The organism is Flavobacterium frigidarium DSM 17623, assembly GCF_000425505.1.
Classification (GTDB): Bacteria; Bacteroidota; Bacteroidia; order Flavobacteriales; family Flavobacteriaceae; genus Flavobacterium; species Flavobacterium frigidarium.
Map to the genome: position 1 here is coordinate 31290 of NZ_AUDO01000015.1, position 23399 is coordinate 54688.

General features: G+C 33.5%; 16 protein-coding genes. 14 read left to right on the forward strand and 2 right to left on the reverse strand.

Going from position 1 to position 23399, the window contains the following annotated elements; all coding sequences use genetic code 11:
- Positions 1-3: 3 nt before the first annotated feature.
- Entirely contained in the window at positions 4-975 is a 972-nt protein-coding gene (locus H603_RS0110480; protein ID WP_026708557.1) for a transporter family protein, read from the forward strand.
- A gap of 60 nt (positions 976-1035) precedes the next feature.
- On the opposite strand, the gene H603_RS0110485 is transcribed toward H603_RS0110480, so the two are convergent.
- On the reverse strand, positions 1036-1701 hold the full coding sequence (locus tag H603_RS0110485) for a ribonuclease HII (protein ID WP_026708558.1): 666 nt from the start codon (positions 1699-1701) through the stop codon (positions 1036-1038).
- Between the two features lie 203 nt (positions 1702-1904).
- Between H603_RS0110485 and H603_RS0110490 the strand changes: the two genes are divergently transcribed.
- The 9 genes from H603_RS0110490 (at position 1905) to H603_RS0110530 (ending at position 17887) form a co-directional block, all read left to right on the forward strand.
- On the forward strand, positions 1905-5045 hold the full coding sequence (locus tag H603_RS0110490) for a SusC/RagA family TonB-linked outer membrane protein (RefSeq protein WP_026708559.1): 3141 nt from the start codon (positions 1905-1907) through the stop codon (positions 5043-5045).
- A 29-nt stretch (positions 5046-5074) separates the two neighbouring features.
- Positions 5075-6688, forward strand: a complete 1614-nt coding sequence (locus H603_RS0110495; protein WP_026708560.1) for a RagB/SusD family nutrient uptake outer membrane protein — start codon at positions 5075-5077, stop codon at positions 6686-6688.
- A 601-nt stretch (positions 6689-7289) separates the two neighbouring features.
- The gene (locus H603_RS0110500) at positions 7290-10517 is read left to right on the forward strand and encodes a SusC/RagA family TonB-linked outer membrane protein (protein WP_026708561.1); all 3228 of its coding nucleotides are present in this window, start codon (positions 7290-7292) and stop codon (positions 10515-10517) included.
- A 17-nt stretch (positions 10518-10534) separates the two neighbouring features.
- Positions 10535-12022 (forward strand): RagB/SusD family nutrient uptake outer membrane protein, encoded by a 1488-nt coding sequence (locus tag H603_RS0110505; protein WP_026708562.1) that lies wholly within the window; start codon positions 10535-10537, stop codon positions 12020-12022.
- Between the two features lie 115 nt (positions 12023-12137).
- The gene (locus tag H603_RS0110510) at positions 12138-14096 is read left to right on the forward strand and encodes a putative porin (protein WP_026708563.1); all 1959 of its coding nucleotides are present in this window, start codon (positions 12138-12140) and stop codon (positions 14094-14096) included.
- A 198-nt stretch (positions 14097-14294) separates the two neighbouring features.
- Positions 14295-15656, forward strand: a complete 1362-nt coding sequence (locus tag H603_RS0110515) for a pyridoxal-phosphate dependent enzyme (protein WP_026708564.1) — start codon at positions 14295-14297, stop codon at positions 15654-15656.
- A gap of 111 nt (positions 15657-15767) precedes the next feature.
- Entirely contained in the window at positions 15768-16250 is a 483-nt protein-coding gene (locus H603_RS0110520; RefSeq protein ID WP_026708565.1) for a 3'-5' exonuclease, read from the forward strand.
- Between the two features lie 58 nt (positions 16251-16308).
- Positions 16309-17589, forward strand: a complete 1281-nt coding sequence (locus H603_RS0110525; RefSeq protein WP_026708566.1) for a DUF2851 family protein — start codon at positions 16309-16311, stop codon at positions 17587-17589.
- A 58-nt stretch (positions 17590-17647) separates the two neighbouring features.
- Positions 17648-17887 carry a PspC family transcriptional regulator gene (locus H603_RS0110530; protein WP_084157740.1) on the forward strand — a complete coding sequence of 80 codons (240 nt, stop codon included), beginning with the start codon at positions 17648-17650 and terminating at the stop codon, positions 17885-17887.
- Between the two features lie 76 nt (positions 17888-17963).
- Here the strand turns inward: H603_RS0110530 and H603_RS0110535 are convergent, their stop codons facing one another.
- The gene (locus tag H603_RS0110535; RefSeq protein WP_026708568.1) at positions 17964-19445 is read right to left on the reverse strand and encodes an amino acid permease; all 1482 of its coding nucleotides are present in this window, start codon (positions 19443-19445) and stop codon (positions 17964-17966) included.
- Positions 19446-19735: 290 nt separating this feature from the next.
- Here H603_RS0110535 and H603_RS0110540 point away from each other — a divergent pair, with 290 nt between their 5' ends.
- The 4 genes from H603_RS0110540 to H603_RS0110555 all read left to right on the forward strand — a co-directional run bounded on the left by H603_RS0110540 (position 19736) and on the right by H603_RS0110555 (position 23391).
- On the forward strand, positions 19736-20620 hold the full coding sequence (locus tag H603_RS0110540) for a ComEA family DNA-binding protein (RefSeq protein ID WP_026708569.1): 885 nt from the start codon (positions 19736-19738) through the stop codon (positions 20618-20620).
- 177 nt (positions 20621-20797) lie between these two features.
- Positions 20798-21967 (forward strand): acyl-CoA dehydrogenase family protein, encoded by a 1170-nt coding sequence (locus tag H603_RS0110545; protein ID WP_026708570.1) that lies wholly within the window; start codon positions 20798-20800, stop codon positions 21965-21967.
- 258 nt (positions 21968-22225) lie between these two features.
- Entirely contained in the window at positions 22226-22420 is a 195-nt protein-coding gene (gene rpsU, locus H603_RS0110550) for a 30S ribosomal protein S21 (protein WP_007137807.1), read from the forward strand.
- A 77-nt stretch (positions 22421-22497) separates the two neighbouring features.
- Positions 22498-23391, forward strand: a complete 894-nt coding sequence (locus tag H603_RS0110555; protein ID WP_026708571.1) for a tyrosine-type recombinase/integrase — start codon at positions 22498-22500, stop codon at positions 23389-23391.
- Positions 23392-23399: the final 8 nt, after the last annotated feature.

Genomic DNA, 23399 nt, shown 5'->3' on the forward strand with positions numbered 1-23399 from the left:
ACAATGAAAAATACAATAATTATATTTTTAGTCAGCTTTTGTTCCATTCAATTTTCAATTGCGGCGCCTATTAAAGATAGTATTTCAAGCTTTACTTTTCAGAAGTTGCAGTTTGAAGCAGCCTTAGATTTCGATTGCGATGCTTGTGGGTGTTCGGCAAGTGGAGGAAGTATGGGTTTTAGTTCGATGCTAAATTCAAATTTTGTGGGAGTGAGATACTTTTATCAAAGTTATTCAAGTAAAGACGGCATATTTAACAACTCACCATGGGTTGATGAAAATTTCAATACTACGCAAGTATGGGCAAAAATTCCAGTGACAGATAAGATTCAAGTAACTGCATTAATTCCGTATCATTTTCATAATCGCGAGCTAAGTACGGGAAGCGAAAATATAAATGGTCTGGGGGATATTACAGTGATGGCTACTTATTCTGTTTTCAAAACTCAGAAAGACAGTGCAGTTTTTGTGCATGATGTGCAATTAGGTGGGGGAGTGAAGCTGCCTACAGGACAATTCAAGGAAGCGAACAATGCAGGAACGGTAAATCAAAGTTTTCAATTAGGAACCGGAAGTTGGGACTACTTACTATTAACCGAATATGTTATTAAAAGAAAAAGCCTTGGTTTAAATACGATGCTTAATTATACTATTAAAACCGAAAATGATAAAAAGTACCAATTCGGGAATCAATTGAACTATGGATCCACTTTATTTTATCTTTTGGATTTCAATTCTCTTCAGTTTGTACCGCAGGTTGGAATCGCGGGGGAGGTTTATGAAACCAATAAGCAATACGGCGAAAATGTATTGAACACTGCGGGAGACATATTGTTTAGTAAATTTGGTTTCGAATTAGGGAAAGATAGATTCTCGCTTGGCGTAAATGCCATGTTGCCAATTAATCAACATTTATCAAATGGTAAAATAGAGGCCAATTACAGATGGAGCGTTAATTTAAATTACAGTTTGTAGTTATAAAACTCTTGATAATACAAAACCCCTAAAAGTAAATTACTTTTAGGGGTTTTGTATTTATTGTTCTAGATCTAATTTTAATTGATCAGGTAATAACTTAAATGACAAGCGGTGGTACTTAGTGACACCGTATTTTGCAATTGCTGCCCGATGTTCTTTAGTGGGGTAGCCTTTGTTTTTTTTCCAATTGTACATAGGGTATTCCTCGTGAATGCGATTCATGTATTCATCGCGATATGTTTTTGCTAAAATTGAGGCAGCTGCAATATTCAAATATTTTGAATCACCTTTTACTATAGCAAGATTAGGAATTGCAGTAAGTGTTTCTTTTTCTCTAGTAGTAAAAATTTTACCATTTTTATTTTCTCTCCACTTCTTTTGGATGAACGCACTATTACCATCAATGATTACATATTGAGGAGCTGGTTTTAATTTCAAGACACATTCCTGCATTCCTTTTATAGACGCGTTTAAAATATTGATTTCGTCAATTTCATTTGGCTCAAGATGTGTCACTGAGAATGCGACTGCATTTTCCTCAACAATGGGTCTTAATAGGTCCCGAGCTTTCTCTGAAAGTTTTTTGCTATCTGTTAAGATATTACTAACAAATCTTGTTGGCAAAATTACTGCCGCGGCAGTTACTGGACCCGCTAAACAGCCTCTACCAGCCTCGTCAGCGCCGGCCTCTAAATTATACTCAGAAAAGCTGTTTTGTAGCATTGTTAATTTAAGTTAAAATTAAAATTAATTTATTGCAAAAGTACGAATTTTCACAACATATGACAATGTTTTGAAGGATAATGGCGACTATTTTGCAAAAAGCGCTAAAAATTCGCATCAAATAGCTGAATTTTATGAATTTTTTGTTTCGTTTTTAAGATAATTTTAAGATGTTTGTAACAACTAATTCAAAATACAAAAAAATGAAACTAAAATTTAAATGGATTTTCATGCTATTATTAGCAATGTCTGTACAGTTTTCGTTCGCTCAGGAGAAAACTATTTCAGGGGTGGTTTCGGACGCTACGGGTCCAATTCCCGGAGTCAATGTGATCATCAAAGGGACCAAAAGATCTGCTCAAACAGATTTTGACGGTAAGTATGCAATTAAAGCAAAGTCGGGTGAGACTTTAGTATTTTCTTATTTAGGCATGAATGATTCTTCTGTTACAATAGGAGCTTCAAATTCAATTAATGTAAAGATGACATCTTCATCTCAGGACCTTGATGAGGTTATAGTTGTTGCTTATGGAACAACTACTAAAGAAGCCTTCACAGGTGCTGCTAGTGTGGTAAGTGCTGAGAAGCTTGAGTTGAGAGCTTTAACGTCTCCTATAGCAGCCATTGAAGGTAATGTGACAGGAGTTCAGTTTACTTCTGCTTCAGGTCAGCCAGGATCTTCACCAGGTATAGTAATTAGAGGTGTAGGTACATTGAATGGTAGTTCAGATCCATTAATCATTTTAGATGGAGTAGATTTTCAAGGAGGTTTAAACACTATCAATCAAGATGATATCGCTTCATTGACGGTACTTAAAGATGCAGCTTCAACTTCTCTTTACGGTTCGCGTGCAGCAAATGGAGTTGTAATTATTACAACTAAAAAGGGTAAAAAAGGTCGTGGTATTACTGTAAATGCTACTAGTCAATTTGGTGTTATAACTAAAGGTATTGATGAGTATGATGCAGTTAATCCTGGGCAGTATTATGAGTTGATGTTTCAAGCATATAAAAATACTTTAACTGGTGCTAATGCAGGAGCTACTGCTGCTGCAAATATCTTCAATCGTTTGGGGAGAAATCCTTTTAATGTTCCTAATGATCAAATAGTAGATGCAAATGGTGTATTAAATCCAAATGCGAAAGTAATTGCTAAAGACCTAAACTGGTACGATGCATTAGAAAGAACAGGTACGAGACAAAATCATTCGATCAATGTTTCTGGCGGTGGTGATAATCACACGGTATTTTTATCTGTTTCGGATTTAGAGGAAAAAGGATATGTAATTGAAAGTGATTACAAAAGAACGACAGGTCGATTGAGTGGTACTTTTAAACCAAAAGAATGGTTGTCTTTAGGTGGTAATTTAAGTTTTACAGATGAGGTAAGTAGTGGTCCAGCTTCCAGAGGAGCTAGCGTTGCAAATGTATTTTCTTTTGCCAAAGATATGGGGTCGATTTATTCACCTTACTTATTAGATCCTGTAACAGGTCAATATATTTATGACGAAGCCGGTAATGTAAGATGGGACAGAGGGGAAAGTATATCTGATCTTGGAATTCAATCTAGACCAACAAATGTGGGGCGTAATGCTATTGAAGAGGCTATCTTAAATGTAAATTCAACTAAAAGAAATAATATTGGTTACAGGTTTAATGCCGATTTAACGATTGTTGAAGGTTTAGGTTTAGCTCTTGTATACGGTCAAGATACTCAATCAGGTGTTACTAAAAGTTATGAAAATGCTTTTGTAGGAGATGGTGCTGGATCTAATGGTAGATTAGATGACAGTCGTTTCACAAGAAACGTAGAAAATTTCAGTCAAGTTTTTTCTTATAAAAAATCTATAGCTAATCATAATTTTGATGTGATATTAGGACATGAAAGTTTTAATAGAAAATTCAATAACAATAGAGCATTTAAAACGAATCAAACAGTTACTGGAATTTATGAGTTAGATAACTTTTCTGTAATCTCAGCAGCAAGTGGTAGTAGCACTGATTATAGACTAGAAGGTTTTTTTGCAAGACTTAACTACGATTTGAGTAATAAGTATTATTTGAGTGGAAGTGTTAGAAGGGATGGTTCATCTGTATTTACAAATAATAAATGGGGTACATTTTATTCTGTAGGTGGATCTTGGAGAATTAACAAAGAGGATTTCCTTAAAGATGTTTCATTTGTAAATGATTTAAAATTAAGAGGGTCTTACGGAGAAGTAGGAAATGATAATCTATTAAGTAATGGTTCAAGAAATTACTATATTTCTCAGCCGTTATATGGTATCTATCCTAATGCTGGTGCTCCTGGCCTTTACTGGAATACAACTGGTAATGCAGATCTTAAGTGGGAAAAATCTACTAGTTGGGATGTTGCATTAGAATTCGGATTATTTAACAATCGCGTATCTGGATCATTTGAATTTTACAAAAAACAAACTTCTGATTTATTGTACAATGTGCCTATTCCTGCATCAGAAGGTCAAATTGAAGCGCCTAATAATATTGGAGACATGTACAATCAAGGTTTTGAACTTGGTCTAAACTTAGGTGTAATAAGAGCTAAAGATTTTTCTTGGGACTTAGGTTTACAAGCTTCTACACTTAAAAACGAAGTTACGAATCTTCCTAGCCCGTTTGTTACTGGTTCTAAACGTTGGGAAGTGGGACGTTCTAGGTTTGATTATTTTCTTTATGATTTTGCAGGAGTTGACCCAACTAATGGGGATGCTTTATATAATATGTATGAGGAAATTGACGGTGTTGTAGGTGTACCTGTATTAAACGAGGATGGAACACAAAAAACTTCAAACAGTTGGAACACAGCAGGAAAAGGTTATGTAGGAGAAAGTTCTCTACCTGATTTAATTGGTTCTATTTCTAATAGCTTCAAATTTAAAAATATGGATCTTAGTTTCTTATTTACTTATCAATTAGGTGGTAAAACTTTAGATTATGGATATGCAAATTTAATGCATGAAGGAGATTATGGAGCTGCTTTGCATCCTGATGCTCTTAATGCTTGGAAAAATCCAGGGGATATAACAGATGTTCCTAGATTGCAAAATGGTAATACAAATTTATCTCCTACTTTATCTTCTAGATGGCTTACAGATTCAGATTACATAGCTCTTAGAAACGTAACATTTTCATATAGTTTGACTAAAGCGGTGTCTGATAAAATTGGAATGGATAAGCTGAAATTTTTCGTTTCAGGAGAGAACATGTTCATAGCAGCTAAGAGAACTGGTTTGGATCCACAGTATAATCTTGCTGGTACGCCAGATGGTACTGATTATAATCCAAATAGAGTAATATCTTTTGGTGTTAATGCAACTTTTTAAAGTAGAATTATTAAATAAAAAATAAACAAATGATACAGAAAAAATATAAATTACTACTTGCATTGTCAATGTTGACGATTGTAAGTTGTACGGATACATATCTTGATACGGTGCCGACCGATTCTATAGCAGAAGATGCAGCATTGTCTACTCCAGAAAACATGGCTCTTGTGTTAAATGGGTTGCACAGACAAATGTATGCTCAGTCTACTTTGACTGGTGCTACAAGCAGTAGATCAGGTGAAAGTCATTTTATACCTGCTTTAGATGCAGTTGGTGGAAATATAATTCATTCGTCTCCTGGGAATGGATGGATGACTGCTGATCTAAAATGGAACAGTCATACGCTACCAACCTCTGGGACCAACTTTAATTTTTGGTTCCAAAGATATCACTTTATACAGAGTTCAAATGCTATAATAAGTAAAGTTGATGAGTCTAGTTTTCCTGTAACTCCGCAACTTAATAATGTTTTAGGACAAGCTTATGCTTACCGTGCTTGGTCTTATTTAAGATTAGTTACTACTTTTTCTAAAGGATATCTTGTAGGAAATCCTGCAACAGATCCGGGAGTTCCATTATTGCTTACTGCTGGTACTCCTTATGTGGGGGCTGCAAGAGGAACAGTGCAAGAAGTTTATACTCAAATGGAAAAAGACATTGACCAGTCAATAGCTTATCTTAAAAATGCAAGTAGCCCTGATAATAAATCTAACATTTCAATAAATGCAGCTTACGGTATTAAAGCACGTATCGCGTTGTCAAGAGGAAATTGGTCTGTGGCGGCTGCTAATGCAGCACTTGCTAGAACTGGTTTTCCATTGTTAAATGAAACTCAGTGGGACTCAGGATTCAATACTTATGATTTGCCGGAAGTTATCTGGGGAGGACGTGTAATTGATGCTGAATCTGCTTTCTTTTCATCTTACTTTTACTATGTCGCTTTTGCTTTTAATGGTAGTCAAAATAGAAGTAATCCTAAACTTATTAGCAAAGAATTATATGACGCAATTCCTGCTACAGATTTTAGAAATAAAGAATGGTTGCCTAAAGCGCCTAATACAAATGGAGCTGCATCTAATGGTCAAGGTGGAAGTTTTACAACGGATCCAAATTACAGTGATAAAGCATCTTTCGACGCTGCAAAAGCTGCAATTATTGCTAAATATGGAGCGACAAGTGGACACAATACACATCCTTATATGAACGTTAAGTTCAAGCAAAAAAATCCTGGTTCTATTGATCCTGATGATGTAATCTACATGCGTTCTGCTGAAATGTACTTGATTGAAGCTGAAGCTAAAGCTATGATGAATGATATCGCTGGTGCTCAATTAGTTTTACAAGCTTTTGGTAAATCAAGAGACACGGCATATAACTCAAGTATCTACACTACCAAAACAGCTCTTATGGACCATATCAAATGGCAAAGAAGAGTTGAGTTGTGGGGAGAAGGATTCAGTTTCCATGATCAAATTAGATGGGACGAGGGTATCGATCAATCCAAATCTGGTGCTTCTTTAGTATTGTACGGTGATGGATTTATGCAAGCAAAACCTTCTGTTAATAATAATTGGATATGGAAAATTCCTCAGCAAGAACTTGACGCAAATCCATTTCTCACAAATGCTGATCAAAATTAACTGGTTTTAATACTAAAATTAGAGCTTAAACAGTTCTCAGTACATTAGAGTAATTAGTTTTAAATAAAGAAGAGGCTGTCTTATAAAGGCAGCCTCTTTTTGCGTTTTGTAGTCTTGGAATTATAGTGAGACTTATCGTGTCTTGCATTTCTCTAATAATTTTAAAAGCAAATAATGTCTAATTATTTTGTTAGAATTATTCCTTAGGTTTTTTTAAGGTAGTCTTGTTATAATAGTGGTGACATGGAAAAGATCCAAAATTAAGTAATGCTAATTTTCTCTTCAGAATATAGGTGAGGGTTTACAGGTACAACCTAGCTATAAATATACCTAAAGACATACAACTACTTATTCCAAAACATGAATACTCAATCAGCAACTAATTGTATTTTTAAAAGTGTTATCTTAATGTTATATTAAAGTTATTTAAAATAAAAACATTGAATATTTACTGCGTAATGACCGTTTTAAGTTTTAAATAACGTTAAAAACGACGAATTTGTTAAAATAGAGGTGGAAATTCATAAATTTTATGATTTTAAAATTTTATTTTTAAGATATATTTATGATGTTTGTGCCAACTAATTCAAATTCATAAAATATGAGATTAAAATTCAAATGGATTTTGACACTTTTAACAGTGTTAAGTATTCAGTTTTCTTTTGCACAAGAGAAAACAATTTCAGGAATTGTAACAGATAATACAGGTCCACTACCGGGTGTTAATGTAATTGTCAAAGGAACTATAAAAGGGGTGCAAACTGACTTTGATGGTAAGTATTCTATAAAGGCAAATACTGGTGATGTACTAGTGTTTTCATTTATTGGACTAAAAGAATCATCGGCTAAGGTTGGATCATCAAGTTCTATTAACATGACGATGGAAAGTGGAGTGTCTTTAGACGAAGTTGTTGTTGTAGGATATAGTTCTACTACAGATAAAGCTTTTACAGGTACCTTCAAACAAATTAAGGCTGAAGTATTAGAACGTAAAAACGTTACTAATATTACGCAAGCTTTAGCTGGTGAGGTTGCTGGGGTAAGAGTTGTAAATACTTCTGGACAACCAGGATCAAACGCTACAGTAAAAATTCGTGGTATTGGTTCAGTTAACGCTAATTCTGATCCTCTATACGTTGTTGATGGAGTTCCGTTCTTAGGAAACTTAAGTTCAATCAACTTTTCAGATATAGAATCTACTACAGTGTTAAAAGATGCTTCTGCTACAGCTATTTATGGTTCTAGAGGTGCAAATGGTGTAATTCTTATTACTACTAAAAAAGGTAGAGCTGGTGGGTCTTACATTCAAGTAGAGACTAAACTTGGAAATAACGTTGCGTTATTGCCAAGATATAAAACTATAAAATCTGCAGATGAGTACATTGCACTAGGTTGGGAATCTTTGTATAATCAAGGTGTGATAAATGGTAATGCTGACCCAATTGGATATGCAAATACAAATTTATTCTTGGAGAATGGTTTAGGTGGACAACAATATAACTCATGGAATGTAAGTAATGGTGGGGAACTAATTGACCCAGTTACGCGCACCGTTAGAGCAGATGTTACTAAAAAATATACACCAGAAAATTGGGAAGATTATGCTTTCCAAGCTTCTATTAGATCTGAAACTAATTTAACATTAGGTGGAGGTGAAGGAAAAACGAACTATTTTAGTTCATTTGGGTATTTGAAAGATAAAGGATATTCAATCAACTCTGACTTTGAACGTTTATCTACACGTCTAAGTGTAAACCATGAAGTGAAAGATTGGTTAAAAGGTGGAATTAATTTTGGGTACTCTTACTCTAAATCAAATAATAACGGACAGTCTTCAGATTCAGGAAGTGTGTTTTGGTTTGCAGATAATATGCCTTCTATCTACCCATTGTTTGAAAGAAATACAGATGGATCAATTATACAAGATCCAATATACGGTGGTAACAAATATGATTACGGTGAAAACGGTAGACGTTTTGGTGGATTAACAAATGCGATTTCTGATGCTACAAGAGAAATTGACAAAACAGGTAGACACGAACTTAATATGAATGTTTCATTCGATATTAAATTTGCTAAATCTTTAACTTTCGAAAACAGAATTGGAGCACAATATTACAACTCTTCAAGAGACAATAAAGGAGATGCATTTTATGGTAGCTCAGCGTCTCAAGGTGGTTCAATCTTCAAATCTAAAACAGAGTTTTTAAACTATAATGTATTGAATTTATTACGTTACAAAACTAGATTCGGAGAAAGTTCATTAGAAGTTTTAGCTGCTCACGAAAATAATAAGTTGACTAATAATTATTTAAGTGCGTATAGAACGAATCTGTTTGATCCTAATGGTTTAGAATTAAATAATGCTATTGTTCAACAAAGTTCTAATTCTTATGTTGACAAGAGTTCATTGGAAAGTTACTTTGGACAAATTAACTATGATTACAAAGACACTTACTTCCTATCTGGAACAGTAAGAAGAGATGGTAGTTCTAAATTTGTTAATAATAAATGGGGAACTTTTGGTTCAGTAGGAGCGTCGTGGATTATCTCTAACGAATCATTCATGGAGAATCAAAAATTATTTAGTTTCTTAAAAGTAAAAACTAGTTATGGTATCACAGGAGAGCAAGGTGTTCAAGATGCAAATGGTAACTTATCATATTATCCTGGTAAAGATACATACAGTATCAATAATTTAAATGATCAAGCTTCTCTTGGAGATTACTACAAAGGTAATCCAGATTTAACATGGGAAAAATCAAATCAGTTTCAGGCTGGAGTTGAATTTGGTTTAGGTAAATATTTAGATGTTGCTGTAGATTATTATTCTAAAAACACAAAAGACTTAATTTTTGATAGAAGAGTAGGTCCATCTTTAGGTTATGCATTAATACAGGTGAATGATGGCCAATTATTAAACCGTGGTTTAGAATTTGATGTTACTGCACACGTTTTAAAAGGTGATGACTATTCAATTGATTTCTCTGTAAATGGGGAGTTGCCTAAAAATGAATTGTTGAAAATGCCAATTGATCCTGCTACAGGAGAACAAAAAATTATTGACATAAGCGGTAATTACGGAAGAGCTGCAGGAAAATCTTTGTATGACTTTTATGTAAGAGAATGGGCAGGAGTTGACGTGCAAACGGGAGCGCCACAGTGGAACGCTTATTACTATGATGCTAATGGTAACGGTGCTCAAGATACAGGAGAAGCATTTATTAAGTCATTGTATGATTATGGAGTGCAAAATCCTAATAATGTTTCTGGAATCGTGGAAACTACTACTAATAATTATGCTGATGCCGCTACAAAATTCATTGGTAAGTCAGCTATTCCTGCAGTTAGAGGAGCTTTCACTTTAAGCACAAAATACAAAGCATTTAGTTTAAGCACTCAGTTTTTATATAGCTTAGGTGGTTATTCTTATGACGGTGCTTATGCTCAATTAATGCACAGTGATTTAATTGGATCAAACAACTGGAGTGAAGATATTAGAAACAGATGGCAACAGCCTGGTGACATCACTAATGTTCCTCGTTTATCTAATAATGAAGATATAAGTGGAAATGGTGTGTCATCTAGATTCATTACTAAAGCTGATTATTTGTCTTTAAATAACGTTAGAGTAGGATTCTCTATGCCAGATGACTTTTTGAAATCATTAAACATGTATTCTCTAGATGTTTATGTTTCAGGAGATAACTTATTATTATTCTCTCAAAGAGATGGATTTAACCCTTCTTCATCTTTATCAGGAGCTTCTAGTACTTATAGTTATTCTCCAATGTCTACTATCTCATTAGGATTGAAGGCTAAGTTTTAATTTTAAAATAAAGAAAAATGAAAAAAAATATAAAATTAATTTTAACATTCTCAGCTGTATTAGTCTTTACTGCGTGTAGTGAAGATTATTTAGTAGCAGAGCCTACAGAGCTTGTCTCTTCTGATCAATTATCAGAGATTGCTGAGATTAAACCAGAAGCTGTGAATGCATTGCTCTCAGGTATTTACACTACTATGTATACTGCTGGTTCTGGTGGTACTACAAGTCATGATGATTTCGGACAAAAAGGTTATGATATCTATACTGATATGCTTGCATCTGATATGGTGTTAGCAGGGTTGAACTATGGTTGGTATACTAATATTGTAAATTACCAAACAACTACCAATTTTACTGACCTTAATAATTACAAACCTTGGAGGTATTACTATAGAATTGTACTTTCTAGTAATCAAATTATTGAAGCTTTTGGTGGAAATGATGCTACACCAGAAACTGATGAAGCTAAGCACATAATTGGACAAGCAAAAGCATTACGTGCCTATGCATATTTCTACTTAACACAGCTGTATCAAAAAGAATACATAGCTGATGAGTTGATTTTACCAATCTATACTGATACAAAGGTTCCAAATCAGCCTAAGAGTTCTGCCGCTGATGTATATGCTTTAATGATTAAAGATTTAACTGAAGCAGAAACATTGCTAGCAACTTTTAAAAGAGACAATAAAAGTAGTTTAAATCAATCTGTAGCTCAAGGACTTCTAGCTTATGTTTATGGTGCACAACGTAATTACCAAAAAGTTATGGAAGTAACTAATAAAATTATTGCTAAGAATGAATTTCCTTTGACTACAGCATCACAACTAGTGGGCAAAGTAGATGCTGATGGTAAATTGCTTAATAGTGATTCAGGATTTAATAATGTTGCTACAGCTAGTTGGATGTGGGGAGTTGATTTAACTGTTGCTAACGATTTAGATTTAGTATCGTGGTGGGGACAGGTTGACCGTTATACATATAGTTATGCTTGGGCTGGAGATCCAAAAACAATGGATAAAAAACTTCAAGATCAAATAAAAGATACTGATATTAGAAAAGGTCAATTTACTTCTATCGGTAGACCTTCTTTTAAATTCTTTGATCCAGCCAGAGTTATTGGAGGACAAAGAACAGTTACTACAGATTATGTATACATGAGAATTGAAGAAATGTATCTTTTAAATGCTGAAGCTAAAGCAATGTTAGGTAGTGATCAAGATGCTAGAACAATGCTTAAAACTTTACTTACAATTAGAGGAGTTGATGGTGCTTACCTAGACGCTTTAGCGGGAGTTGCTTTGCAAAAAGAGATTTACTTACAAACAAGAATTGAATTCTGGGGTGAAGGTAAAACTTACTTAGCAATGAAAAGAAACAAAGCAACTGTAACAAGAGGATCTAATCACTTGTATTTTGCAGGTGATAGTTTTCAATACAATGACGATAAGTTAACATTTGAGATTCCACAAAATGAGATTTTGAATAATCCATTAATCAATTAAGTTTTGATTAACTGATCAATTAAACCCGCTTTCGAGCGGGTTTTTTGTTTTCTATTGCTTTTTTAATTTACCTTTGGATTTTAATTGTATTTTATCCAATCATATATTTCATCTCATGAGGAGCTTACTTTTTGTAATTTTATTGATATTGCCAGCAAGCTTACTTGGCCAACGTACTTTAAATAATATAAATAGCATTGGTAAAACAAATGTTAAGGCAGATAGTAATGAACGTTCGTCCGACTCTATCAAACCAGAAAAAATAGCCAACATTGATCAATATCGTTTTATCAATATTGATAGGGATACCACATATCTAGATACATCTTTGACGATTCAAAGAGAGTATTCATTTAACTATTTACATAAAGATAATTTTGGGTTACTAGCATTCCCGAATGAAGGTCAAACATATAATACCTTACAATACGGACTTGATAAATACAGCCCTTATCCAGAGATGGGTTTTAAAGCTAAGCACTTTAACTTTCTTGAGGCTAACGATATTAAATACAGTTCTGTCGCAACTCCTGTAACCGAATTATATTTTAGGTCAGTAATGCAAAAAGGACAAAACCTAGATGCTTTCTTTACCTTAAATATCAATCCTAGATTAAATTTTTCGATAGCCTACAAAGGTTTAAGATCAGAGGGGAATTATATTAACCAACTGACAAGTACAGGGAATTTTAGGTTTACTTCAAGTTATAGTGCCAAGGATGAACGCTATGTTTTAAATGCGCATTATACATATCAGGATATCTTGAATGAAGAAAATGGTGGAATCACTACAATTACTGATTTCGAAGGTGAAAACTCTGATTATGATAATCGTGAGCGTTTACAAGTTTATTTCTCAGATGCACAATCATTTTTAAAAGGTAGAAGATTGTTTGCCGATCACTATTTTAGAGTTAACTCTAAAAAAGGTGCAAATAATTTATATGTAAACCATCAATTTAATTATGAGAATAAATTTTTTGAATTCAACCAACCAACCGTTACCTCTACTGTTGGTACGACTTCGATTATAAGATTTGGAGATTCATATAAAGATAGTGGTATCAATGATCAAACACATTATAATAAAATGTACAACAAAGTAGGTTTAACTTATGAGAATCTCACTTTAGGTAAATTTCAATTTTTTGTGGATGATTACCAAAGTAATTTTTATTACAACCAAATATTAATTAGAACTGATGGTACGATTCCAGCTTCACTATCTCGTAATATCAATAGCGCAGGTGGGCAATATGATTACCAAAAGAATAAATGGACTGGTAAATTTTTATACTCAAGATCGATAACTAACCAATCATTATCGAATTTAGATGCGAAAATGAAATACGATTTAAATGATGATTTTCAATTTAACTTTGAATACCAAAATTTAAATAAATTGCCCAACGATAATTACAATTTATATCAAAGTAGTTATGTGGCTTACAACTGGTCGAATGATTTTAAGAACGAGAAAGTAAATGAAATATCTGCTGAGGCTATAACACCGTGGTTAACTGCTTCTGCTAAATTCTCTACCTTAAATGATCATCTTTATTTTAATGATGTTGCTTTAGACGATGCGCAACAAATCGTGTCTCCACAGCAATATGATAAAACAATCAACTACGTTTCTCTTAAGTTAGGTCGCGAATTCAAGTATGGGAAGTTTGCTTTAGACAACACAATTTTGTACCAAAATGCGAGTCAGGATGATAATATTTTAAATGTTCCAAAAATTGTAACTCGAAACACAATTTACTTTACTGACTTTTTATTTAAAAAAGCATTGTTCTTGCAAACGGGAATTACATTAAATTATTTCTCTAAATACTATGCAAATGAATATAATCCGGTTGTAGGAGAGTTTTTTGTGCAAGACAAAAAAGAGATCGGGAATTATCCCAATTTAGATTTTTTTATCAATGCAAAAATTCAACGCACTCGTATTTATTTTAAAGCAGAACATTTTAACTCTTCACTTACGGGTAACAATTTTTACGCTTCTCCTAATAATCCTTATAGAGATTTTATGTTGCGTTTTGGTTTAATCTGGAACTTTTTCAATTAGGACCTCATTGATTTAAATATAAAGATTGCTCTGTAATATCTATAATCCGTTATTTATTCTTTGTTTTTATGCGTGAAAATCTAGAATAATTTATTCCATGATTTGAATGCAGCTAGGATTGCTTGTGGTTATTTAATTCAAAATACTATCTTTGCAAAAGTATTTATTATTAAATTACAATCTAAAAAGTAAAACTAAATGCAGTACGCAGAAAATATATTAGGGACTATAGGAGATACTCCATTAGTTAAATTAAATAGAGTAACTAAAGATGTTGATGCTTTGGTTTTGGCAAAAGTGGAGACTTTCAATCCAGGTAATTCTGTAAAAGATCGTATGGCTATCAAGATGATTGATGATGCTGAAGCCGATGGTCGCTTGCAACCCGGAGGAACTATTATTGAGGGGACTTCTGGTAATACAGGAATGGGATTAGCACTTGTTGCGATTGTACGTGGTTACAAACTTATCTGTGTTATCTCTGATAAACAATCAAAAGAGAAAATGGATATTCTTAGAGCTGTAGGAGCAAAAGTTGTTGTTTGCCCTACGGATGTAGAGCCTACAGATCCACGCTCTTACTACTCAGTTTCTAAAAGATTAGCAACGGAAACTCCTAACTCTTGGTATGTAAATCAATATGACAATCCATCAAATGCAATAGCTCACTACGAGCAAACTGGTCCAGAGATTTGGGAGCAAACAGAAGGGAAAATCACACACTTTATTGCTGGTGTGGGAACTGGAGGTACAATTTCAGGAGTTGGTAAATATCTCAAAGAAAAAAATCCAAATATTAAAATATGGGGAATCGACACCTATGGTTCTGTTTTTAAAAAGTATCACGAAACGGGTGTTTTTGATGAAAACGAAATTTATTCATATATCACAGAGGGTATTGGGGAAGATATTTTGCCAGAAAATGTAAACTTTTCTATAATAGATGGTTTTACAAAAGTGACGGATAAGGACGCGGCGGTTTATACCAGAAAAATAGCTTTAGAAGAAGGTATATTTGTTGGTAATTCAGCTGGTGCAGCCATCAAAGGACTTTTGCAATTAAAAGATCATTTCAAGCCAGAAGATGTCGTTGTTGTGTTGTTTCATGATTCAGGAAGTCGCTACGTAGGGAAGATGTTTAATGATGACTGGATGCGTGAAAGAGGTTTCTTAGACGAAACAATTACAAAGGCAGAAGATGTAATCAAAGATCATATTGACAAGCAGTTAATAGTGGCAAGAACAGAAGAGTTAGTCTCTCATGCAATCGAGCGAATGCGTAAATATAAGATTTCTCAAATACCAGTAATGGATATTACAGGTTTTGTGGGTTCGTTAGACGAGTCTGATTTATTTCAAAGCTATGTTTCTGATAAAAATACTGCCGAAAGACCAATACGAGAAGTGATGGGGAAAGCATATCCTATTGTACAACTAGGAACTACGATTGAAGAGGTTTCTAAATTATTCAGTAAGGAAAACCAAGCAGTGCTGGTTGATCTAGGAAATGGTAAACATCATATTATTACTAAGTATGATATTATTGGTTCTATAAAATAAATCATATCAAATAATTTATTGGGCCACGAGTTTTTATTCAAGATCTATATTTAGAATAAAATTCGTGGTTTTTTATGCTTAAGATTTTACGATATAAATAAAAAAATATAAATGACTTTTACTGCTATAGATTTCGAAACTGCCATAGGACATCACCCTTGTTCAGTGGGAATAGTTACTGTCGAAAACGGCGTAATTACAGATGAATATGTTACTTTAATTAAGCCGCCAAATAATTTGTACTCGCCTTATACCATTCAAGTACATGGTATACACCCTAGGGATACCGCAAACGCAAAAACATTCTCTCAGGTATTTCCCGAAATCCAAAGAAGGCTTCAAGGTAAAGTAGTCGTAGCTCATAATGAAAGCTTCGATCGAAATGTTTTAAGTAAATCAATGGCGCTATATAACTTAGATTATAGTTGTTTGAATATTGCAGCTAAGTGGGAGTGTACTGTCAAAATATATAAAGCAAAAGGTTTAAAACCTACCAAATTAAGTGATTGCTGTCGCGAAATGAATATTGCTTTAAATCATCATGAGGCACTTTCTGATGCAAGAGCTTGTGCTCAATTATACCTATTGAAATAAATTTCGATTTGTTAAAGCATTTATTTTCATTATATTAGTGGTTTAACCAACTTGTATTATGAAAGAAGCTTTTTTACATCACCTTTGGAAATTCAAAAAATTTGACACATTGAATTTGCGGACTGTAAAGAATGAGGAAATCTTAATTTCTAATGTTGGTCAATATTTAGAACTGGCTGGTCCAGACTTTTTTAATGCGCAGATCATAATAGGAAATCAAAAGTGGGCTGGTAATGTCGAAATACACATCAACTCTTCTGATTGGTATGTTCATAATCACGAGCGCGACGCTAACTACGACAACGTGATATTGCATGTGGTTTGGAACCACGATACAGAAATCTTTAGAAAAGATAATTCCGAGATACCTGTTTTAGAATTAAAACATTATGTTACTCACGAGACACTTACAAGTTATCAATCCTTAATGACGCCTCAGTCTTGGATTAACTGCGAAAATGATTTGAGCACGATTGATGATTTTACTATTAAAAATTGGCAAGAGCGGTTGTTTTTTGAGCGCTTAGAACGAAAATCTACTTTTATAAATGATTTACTGATTCAAACAAATAATGATTGGGAAGCAGTGTTGTTTTGCTTGCTTGCTAAGAATTTTGGTTTAAATACAAATGGGGCTACTTTCTTTAAAATTGCACAACAAATACCTATTCAAATAATAAGGAAAGAATCCAGCGAGATTGAAAATTTAGAAGCATTGTTCTTTGGTACTGCTCACCTTCTTGAAGTCCAAAAAGAGGATTTGTATTTTAAGGATCTTAAATTTAGATATTTTTATTTATTGAATAAATACCAGCTTGAGACCACAATAGTCGAGCCTCTGCAATTCTTCAAGCACCGGCCGGACAACTTCCCTACAATTCGGTTAGCCCAACTAGCGTCTTTATATGCTACTCAACAAAATTTATTTTCGAAAATAATTAATACATTTTCTGCAAAGGATTTATATGATGTATTCAAGGTAGCCGTTTCTGCTTATTGGAAAACACATTATACGTTTGATAATGAAAGTGATTTTAAACATAAAAAAATAGCAAAGGGATTTGTAGATTTAGTAATTATCAATACAATTATTCCGTTGCAATTTGCTTATAGCAAAACTATGGGTTTTAGTGATACAGATAAGCTTGTCACTTTAATGGAGCAACTAGCACCCGAAAAGAATACAATTATTCAAAAATTTAGCTATTTTGGGCTAGATTCAAAAAGTGCCTTTGATTCGCAGTCTTTGTTACAGTTAAAGAACGAATACTGTAATAAGGGGAAATGTTTGGAATGTGGAATAGGGATGGAGCTACTAAAAAAAGCTAGAGTGACATGATAATGTTTTTTTATAATAAAAGCTTATTTTTGCATTTGAACATTAGAAGATAGTCCTTATGGCGGAGAAAATTAGAAATGTAATTAAGATAAAATATTTTTTTGAAAAGTATGGTTTTCATGTTTCTTCACGCTTAGCCGATAAATTGGGAATGCGTGTAACGAGTGTTAGATTGTTTTTTATTTATATCTCATTTGTTACTGCTGGCTTATGGTTTGGAGTGTATTTGACAATTGCCTTTTGGCTTAAATTGAAAGATCTTATACGTGCAAAACGAAGTTCAGTATTTGACTTGTAGTATTTAAAAATAGATAAAAAAAAGGGATTATAAAGTTGGTACTTTATAATCCCTTTTTTACAATTAGTTTGGAATGTTACTTTTTATTTGGGTTATTTAATATACTGTTTTTCTTTCCGTATAAGAAATAAATCACCACACCAATAATCATCCAAATTGCAAGTCTCTCCCAGCTTACAATAGGTAATCCAGCCATTAATATCAAACAAATGACCACTCCTATGATAGGGAATACTGGTACAAATGGAACTCTAAAACCTCTTTCGGCATCTGGATTGGTTTTTCTCATTACAATAACTCCAATACACACAAGAGCAAAAGCAAATAAGGTACCTATACTTACCATGTGACCTAAATCAGACACTGGAACAAAACCAGCAAAGACACTAACAAAAACCATGAATAGTAAGTTTGTTTTATAAGGTGTTCTGTTTTTTGCATGTAATGTACTGAAAAATTTAGGTAATAAACCATCAACGCTCATGCTGTAGAATACTCTACTTTGTCCCATTAACATTACTAACATTACTGAGGTATATCCTGCTATAATAGCAATTGTCAAAGCAGAATTTAAGAAAGTATATCCTGTCTTAGCAAATGCTGTAGTCACTGGACTTGCATCGCCTTTAAAATTTAAGTAGTTCTCTAAACCTGTTAATACAAAAGCAAAAAGAACGTAAAGAATTGTACATATAATTAATGACCCTAAAATACCTATAGGCATTCCTTTTTGAGGATCTTTAGCTTCTTGCGCAGCTGTAGAAACAGCGTCAAAACCAATAAATGCGAAAAATACAACTCCTGCACCTCTTAAAATACCGCTCCATCCATAATGACCAAAGTAGTCACTACTAAAGAAGTTTAAAAATGTCATTTTACCAGAGCTTAAAAGTGCTTCACCTTCATTTACAGGAATAAATGGTGTGTGGTTAGCTCCATCTATAAATCCCCAACCTAAAGCTATAAATACAATAACAACGGTCACTTTTAATATAACTAAAATGTTGTTTAGTAAAGCAGATTCTTTTGTACCTCTAATCAACAATAAGGAAAGTGCAAAAATGATTAGTATCGCTGGTAAATTGATGTACCCGGGGCTAGTGTCCCAGGGTCCATGAAGTATTTCTTGCGGAATATGGAGGCCGTAATTGGCTAAGAATTTATCGACATATTGTGACCAACTAACTGCTACTGTGGCTGCTCCAAGGGCATATTCAAGTACCAAATCCCATCCTATAATCCATGCTACGAATTCTCCCATGGTAGCGTAAGAGTAAGTGTAGGCACTACCTGCAACAGGAATCATAGAAGCAAATTCAGCGTAACATAATCCTGCAAAAGCACAACCTACGGCTGCTAATATGAAAGATAATGTTACTGCTGGGCCAGCATTATCTGCGGCAGCAATACCTGTTAATGAGAATAATCCAGCACCAATGATTGCTCCTACACCAAGTGCGACTAATGAGCGTGCTGATAACGTCCTCTTTAGACCTTTCTCATCGTCAGAAGCTTCATTTAATAAAACCGAAAGTGGCTTTGTTTTCCAAATTGACATATATTTTTAGGTTTATTGTTATTAGTGCCCAAATGTATTGTTTTTTATAAAATATAAAAATAATATTATAAGATAACTTTTAAATAAAATTGCTAGTCTTCATCGCACATAACTTAGAATATAGAAAATTCTGATAGTCTACTTTGCGAATATGTTTGTTTATTGGGTATTTAGATACGTTGTTGTTAATTATGTTTTTGTATCTTGTTACACTCAATTTCACAATGTTATGAGTGTATAATGTTGTTAATAAATGTGTTATAATCAATCTGATATAAAATTGAATGCTTATGAATTTTCAACGGTTTTACAAATTCTTTAATTATCACAAAGAACAACGTAAGGCGCTTCTATTGTTGCTAACAGTTATCTTTTGTATGCAGGGAGTTGTGTTTTTTGTGGATTTTAATATTGAAAATGTAGATAGTCATGAGAGGCTACAATGGTTGTCATTACAAGTAGATATCGATTCTTTGAAAAGAAGCAAGGAAGCGACAGTTTATAAACGGTATCCTTTCAATCCAAATTTCATTTCTGATTATAAAGGTTATACTTTAGGAATGTCGGTTGAGGAAATAGATCGTTTGCATGCATATCGAGAAAAGAATAAATTTGTGAATTCAGCAGAAGAGTTTCAGGCGCTCACGAAAGTTTCGGACTCGTTATTAAGTACAATGGTGTCGTATTTTAAATTTCCCGAATGGGTTAAAAACAAAAAATCAAATACTCCGTACATTAATTATAGTGATCGCAAACGCGTTAAGATGGCTCTCGTAAAACAAGATATAAACGCAGCTACTGCAGAGCAATTGATAAAAGTATACGGAGTAGGAGAGGCATATTCGAAAAGAATTTTAAATTATCGTTCAAAGGTAGGAGCTTTTGTCTCGATGGATCAAATAGGTGAAGTTTGGGGTTTGTCTGATGATGCTGTTCAGGGTGTTAGAGAGCGTTTTGAAATTGGTGAACGCATCGTAGTAAATAAGCTAGATATCAATAACGCTTCAATAAAGGAAATTAGCAAGTTTCCTTACTTTAATTATAAATTATCTAGGAGTATAGTTATTTATCGCAGTATGAATGGTGAATTTAAAAAGATTGAGGATTTATTAGAAATTAAGGGATTTCCTGTTGATAAAGCAAAAATAATTGCCTTATATTTGGACTTTAATTAGATGTTTGTAATTAGAAGGTATGGTTTAGTGTGCGGTTAGTAAATTTTCATTATCTAAATTTGCATAGTAAACCTTCTAATTGGAAATGAATTAATTAACCAAGAAATTAACTATAATGATATGAGGAGCTGCTGCTTTTTATTTCGATGAACTCAGATTGTTTAAAAAAACATTTATATGGAATCAATTTATTTCACAGAGGAACACCAATTATTTAGGAAGAGTTTGCAAGAATTTTTGCAAAAAGAGGTGGTTCCGCATATTGAAAAATGGGAGAAAACAGGATCTATCGAACGCTTTATTTGGAAGAAGTTTGGTGAGATGGGTTTTTTTGGGATTAATTATCCTGAAGCATACGGGGGATTAAATTTGGATTTATTCTACACAGTTATATTTTTAGAAGAACTGCAAAAAATTAAGTCATCAGGTTTTGCTGCGGCTATGTGGGCGCATTCTTATTTAGCTATGACTCATTTAAATGCTGAAGGAGATGAGCGCATTAAACAGGATTATTTAGCGCCAAGTATTTTAGGTGATAAAATAGGAGCACTATGTATTACAGAACCATTTGGAGGTAGCGATGTTGCAGGAATGAGAACTACTGCTATTAAGCAAGGGGATAAATATGTTATTAACGGTTCAAAAACTTTTATCACAAATGGTGTTTATGCTGACTATTATATTGTAGCTGCTAAGACCAGTCCTGAGTTGGGTAATAAAGGAATAAGTATATTTTTAGTTGATACGGATACATTAGGTGTTTCGGCGACTAAGTTGGATAAATTAGGATGGAGAGCTTCTGATACTGCTGAAATTGCATTTGACAATGTTGAAATCTCTGCTGCTAATTTAATGGGTGAAGAAGGAAAAGGCTTTCCATACATTATGCAGCACTTTGCTTTAGAACGCTTAATTATGGCAATCAATGCGCATGCACGTGCGGAATATGCTATTGATTATACAATAGAATACATGTCTCAACGTGAAGCATTTGGAAAGACAATTGATAAGTTTCAAGCTTTGAGGCATACGCTTGTTGAGCACGCAACCGATGTGGAGCACTGTAAAGTGTTTAATTATGCTGCGGTAGCAAGATTGGACAAAAAAGAATATGTGGTTAAAGAAGCTACTATGGCTAAATTAAAATCTACTAAGGTTGCAGACGAAACTATTTATAGCTGTTTGCAAATGCTTGGAGGGTATGGGTATATGGAAGAATATCCTTTGGCACGTTTATTAAGAGATAGCCGTTTAGGACCTATTGGTGGCGGTACGTCAGAGATTTTAAAAGAGATTTTATCGAAAATGATCATTGATAATAAAAATTACACTCCTGCTGTTGAGTAGTTCTTGATATTAGTTAAACTATATAAAGAGTCAATTTGATTATTGGCTCTTTTTTTTTGTGTGAAGGATAGCAGTGGAAATCCTTTTAAGGAGTGTAACGGAATAAAAGATTGTAGCGAATAGCCTGACGGCAAACGAAATTAATGGTGATATCTAGTTGTGTTTTTGCCGGCACACCCAAAATAATTAGCTTTTTATAGTCTTTAAGTCGAAATAATGTTTACTTTTGCAGGCTTAACGAAAGGGGGTGTCAAAATTATGTTAATTATACCAATTAAAGACGGAGAAAATATCGATAGAGCATTAAAGCGCTATAAAAGAAAATTTGATAAAACAGGAACTGTTCGTCAGTTAAGAGCACGTACTGCTTTTATTAAACCTTCTGTAAAAAATAGAATTAAAGTTCAAAAAGCAGCTTACATTCAAAACATGAAAGACAACTTAGAAAACTAAGTAACTCTTTTTACATGATAATTACCGTTAGTTATTAAAGTTTTTTAACTTTGATGCTAACGGTTTTTTTTATTGCTATGAGTCCTATAATTGATTCTTTTTATGATTATCTACACAAGGAGAAGAAATATTCTCAGTTAACTTGCAATGCTTATTTCAAGGATGTTGTGGATTTTGAATTATATTACCGTTTGACTTTTGATTCTGATAATTTCATAAAAACAAGCTATGGTGAGATTCGATCTTGGATTGTAGTATTAGTTGATTCGGGTTTGTCAAATGCTTCGGTTAATAGAAAGTTAGCGTCATTAAAAGCTTTCTATAAGTTTTCAATGAGATGCAAGCTGATTGATGTTTCTCCATTTTTAAAGCACAAGGTTTTAAAAACAGCTAAAAAAATCCAAATACCTTTTTCTGAAAAGGAACTAGATGCTGTTCTAAGTGTCGAAATAGGAGTAGATGATTTTGAAGTCATTCGAAACAAGCTAATCTTAGATTTTCTTTATACTACGGGAATACGAAGGGCAGAGTTGATTTCGTTAAAGTGGAACGATGTTAATTGTTCTTTAGGTGTGGTTAAGGTGTTAGGGAAGCGCAATAAAGAAAGATTGGTTCCTATCTTACCAGTTGTAATCGCTCAGGTGAAAAAGTATGAAGTTTTGCGTCGCGAACTTAGTGAAGTGAAAAATGACGAATATTTTTTTTTATCTAGAAAAGGTTTAAAGTTGAGTGAATCCTTTGTCTATCGCTTAATAAATTCATACTTTAGTACTGCATCAGAAAAAGTGAAAACAAGTCCTCATGTTTTGAGACATACGTTTGCGACTCACTTATTAAACAATGGGGCTGATCTAAATTCGGTTAAAGAGTTATTGGGTCATGCGAGCTTAGCATCAACTCAAATTTATACACATAGTAGTTTATTACAGTTAAAGAAAGTGTATAAGGAAGCGCATCCCAGGAATAAATAATTAAATTT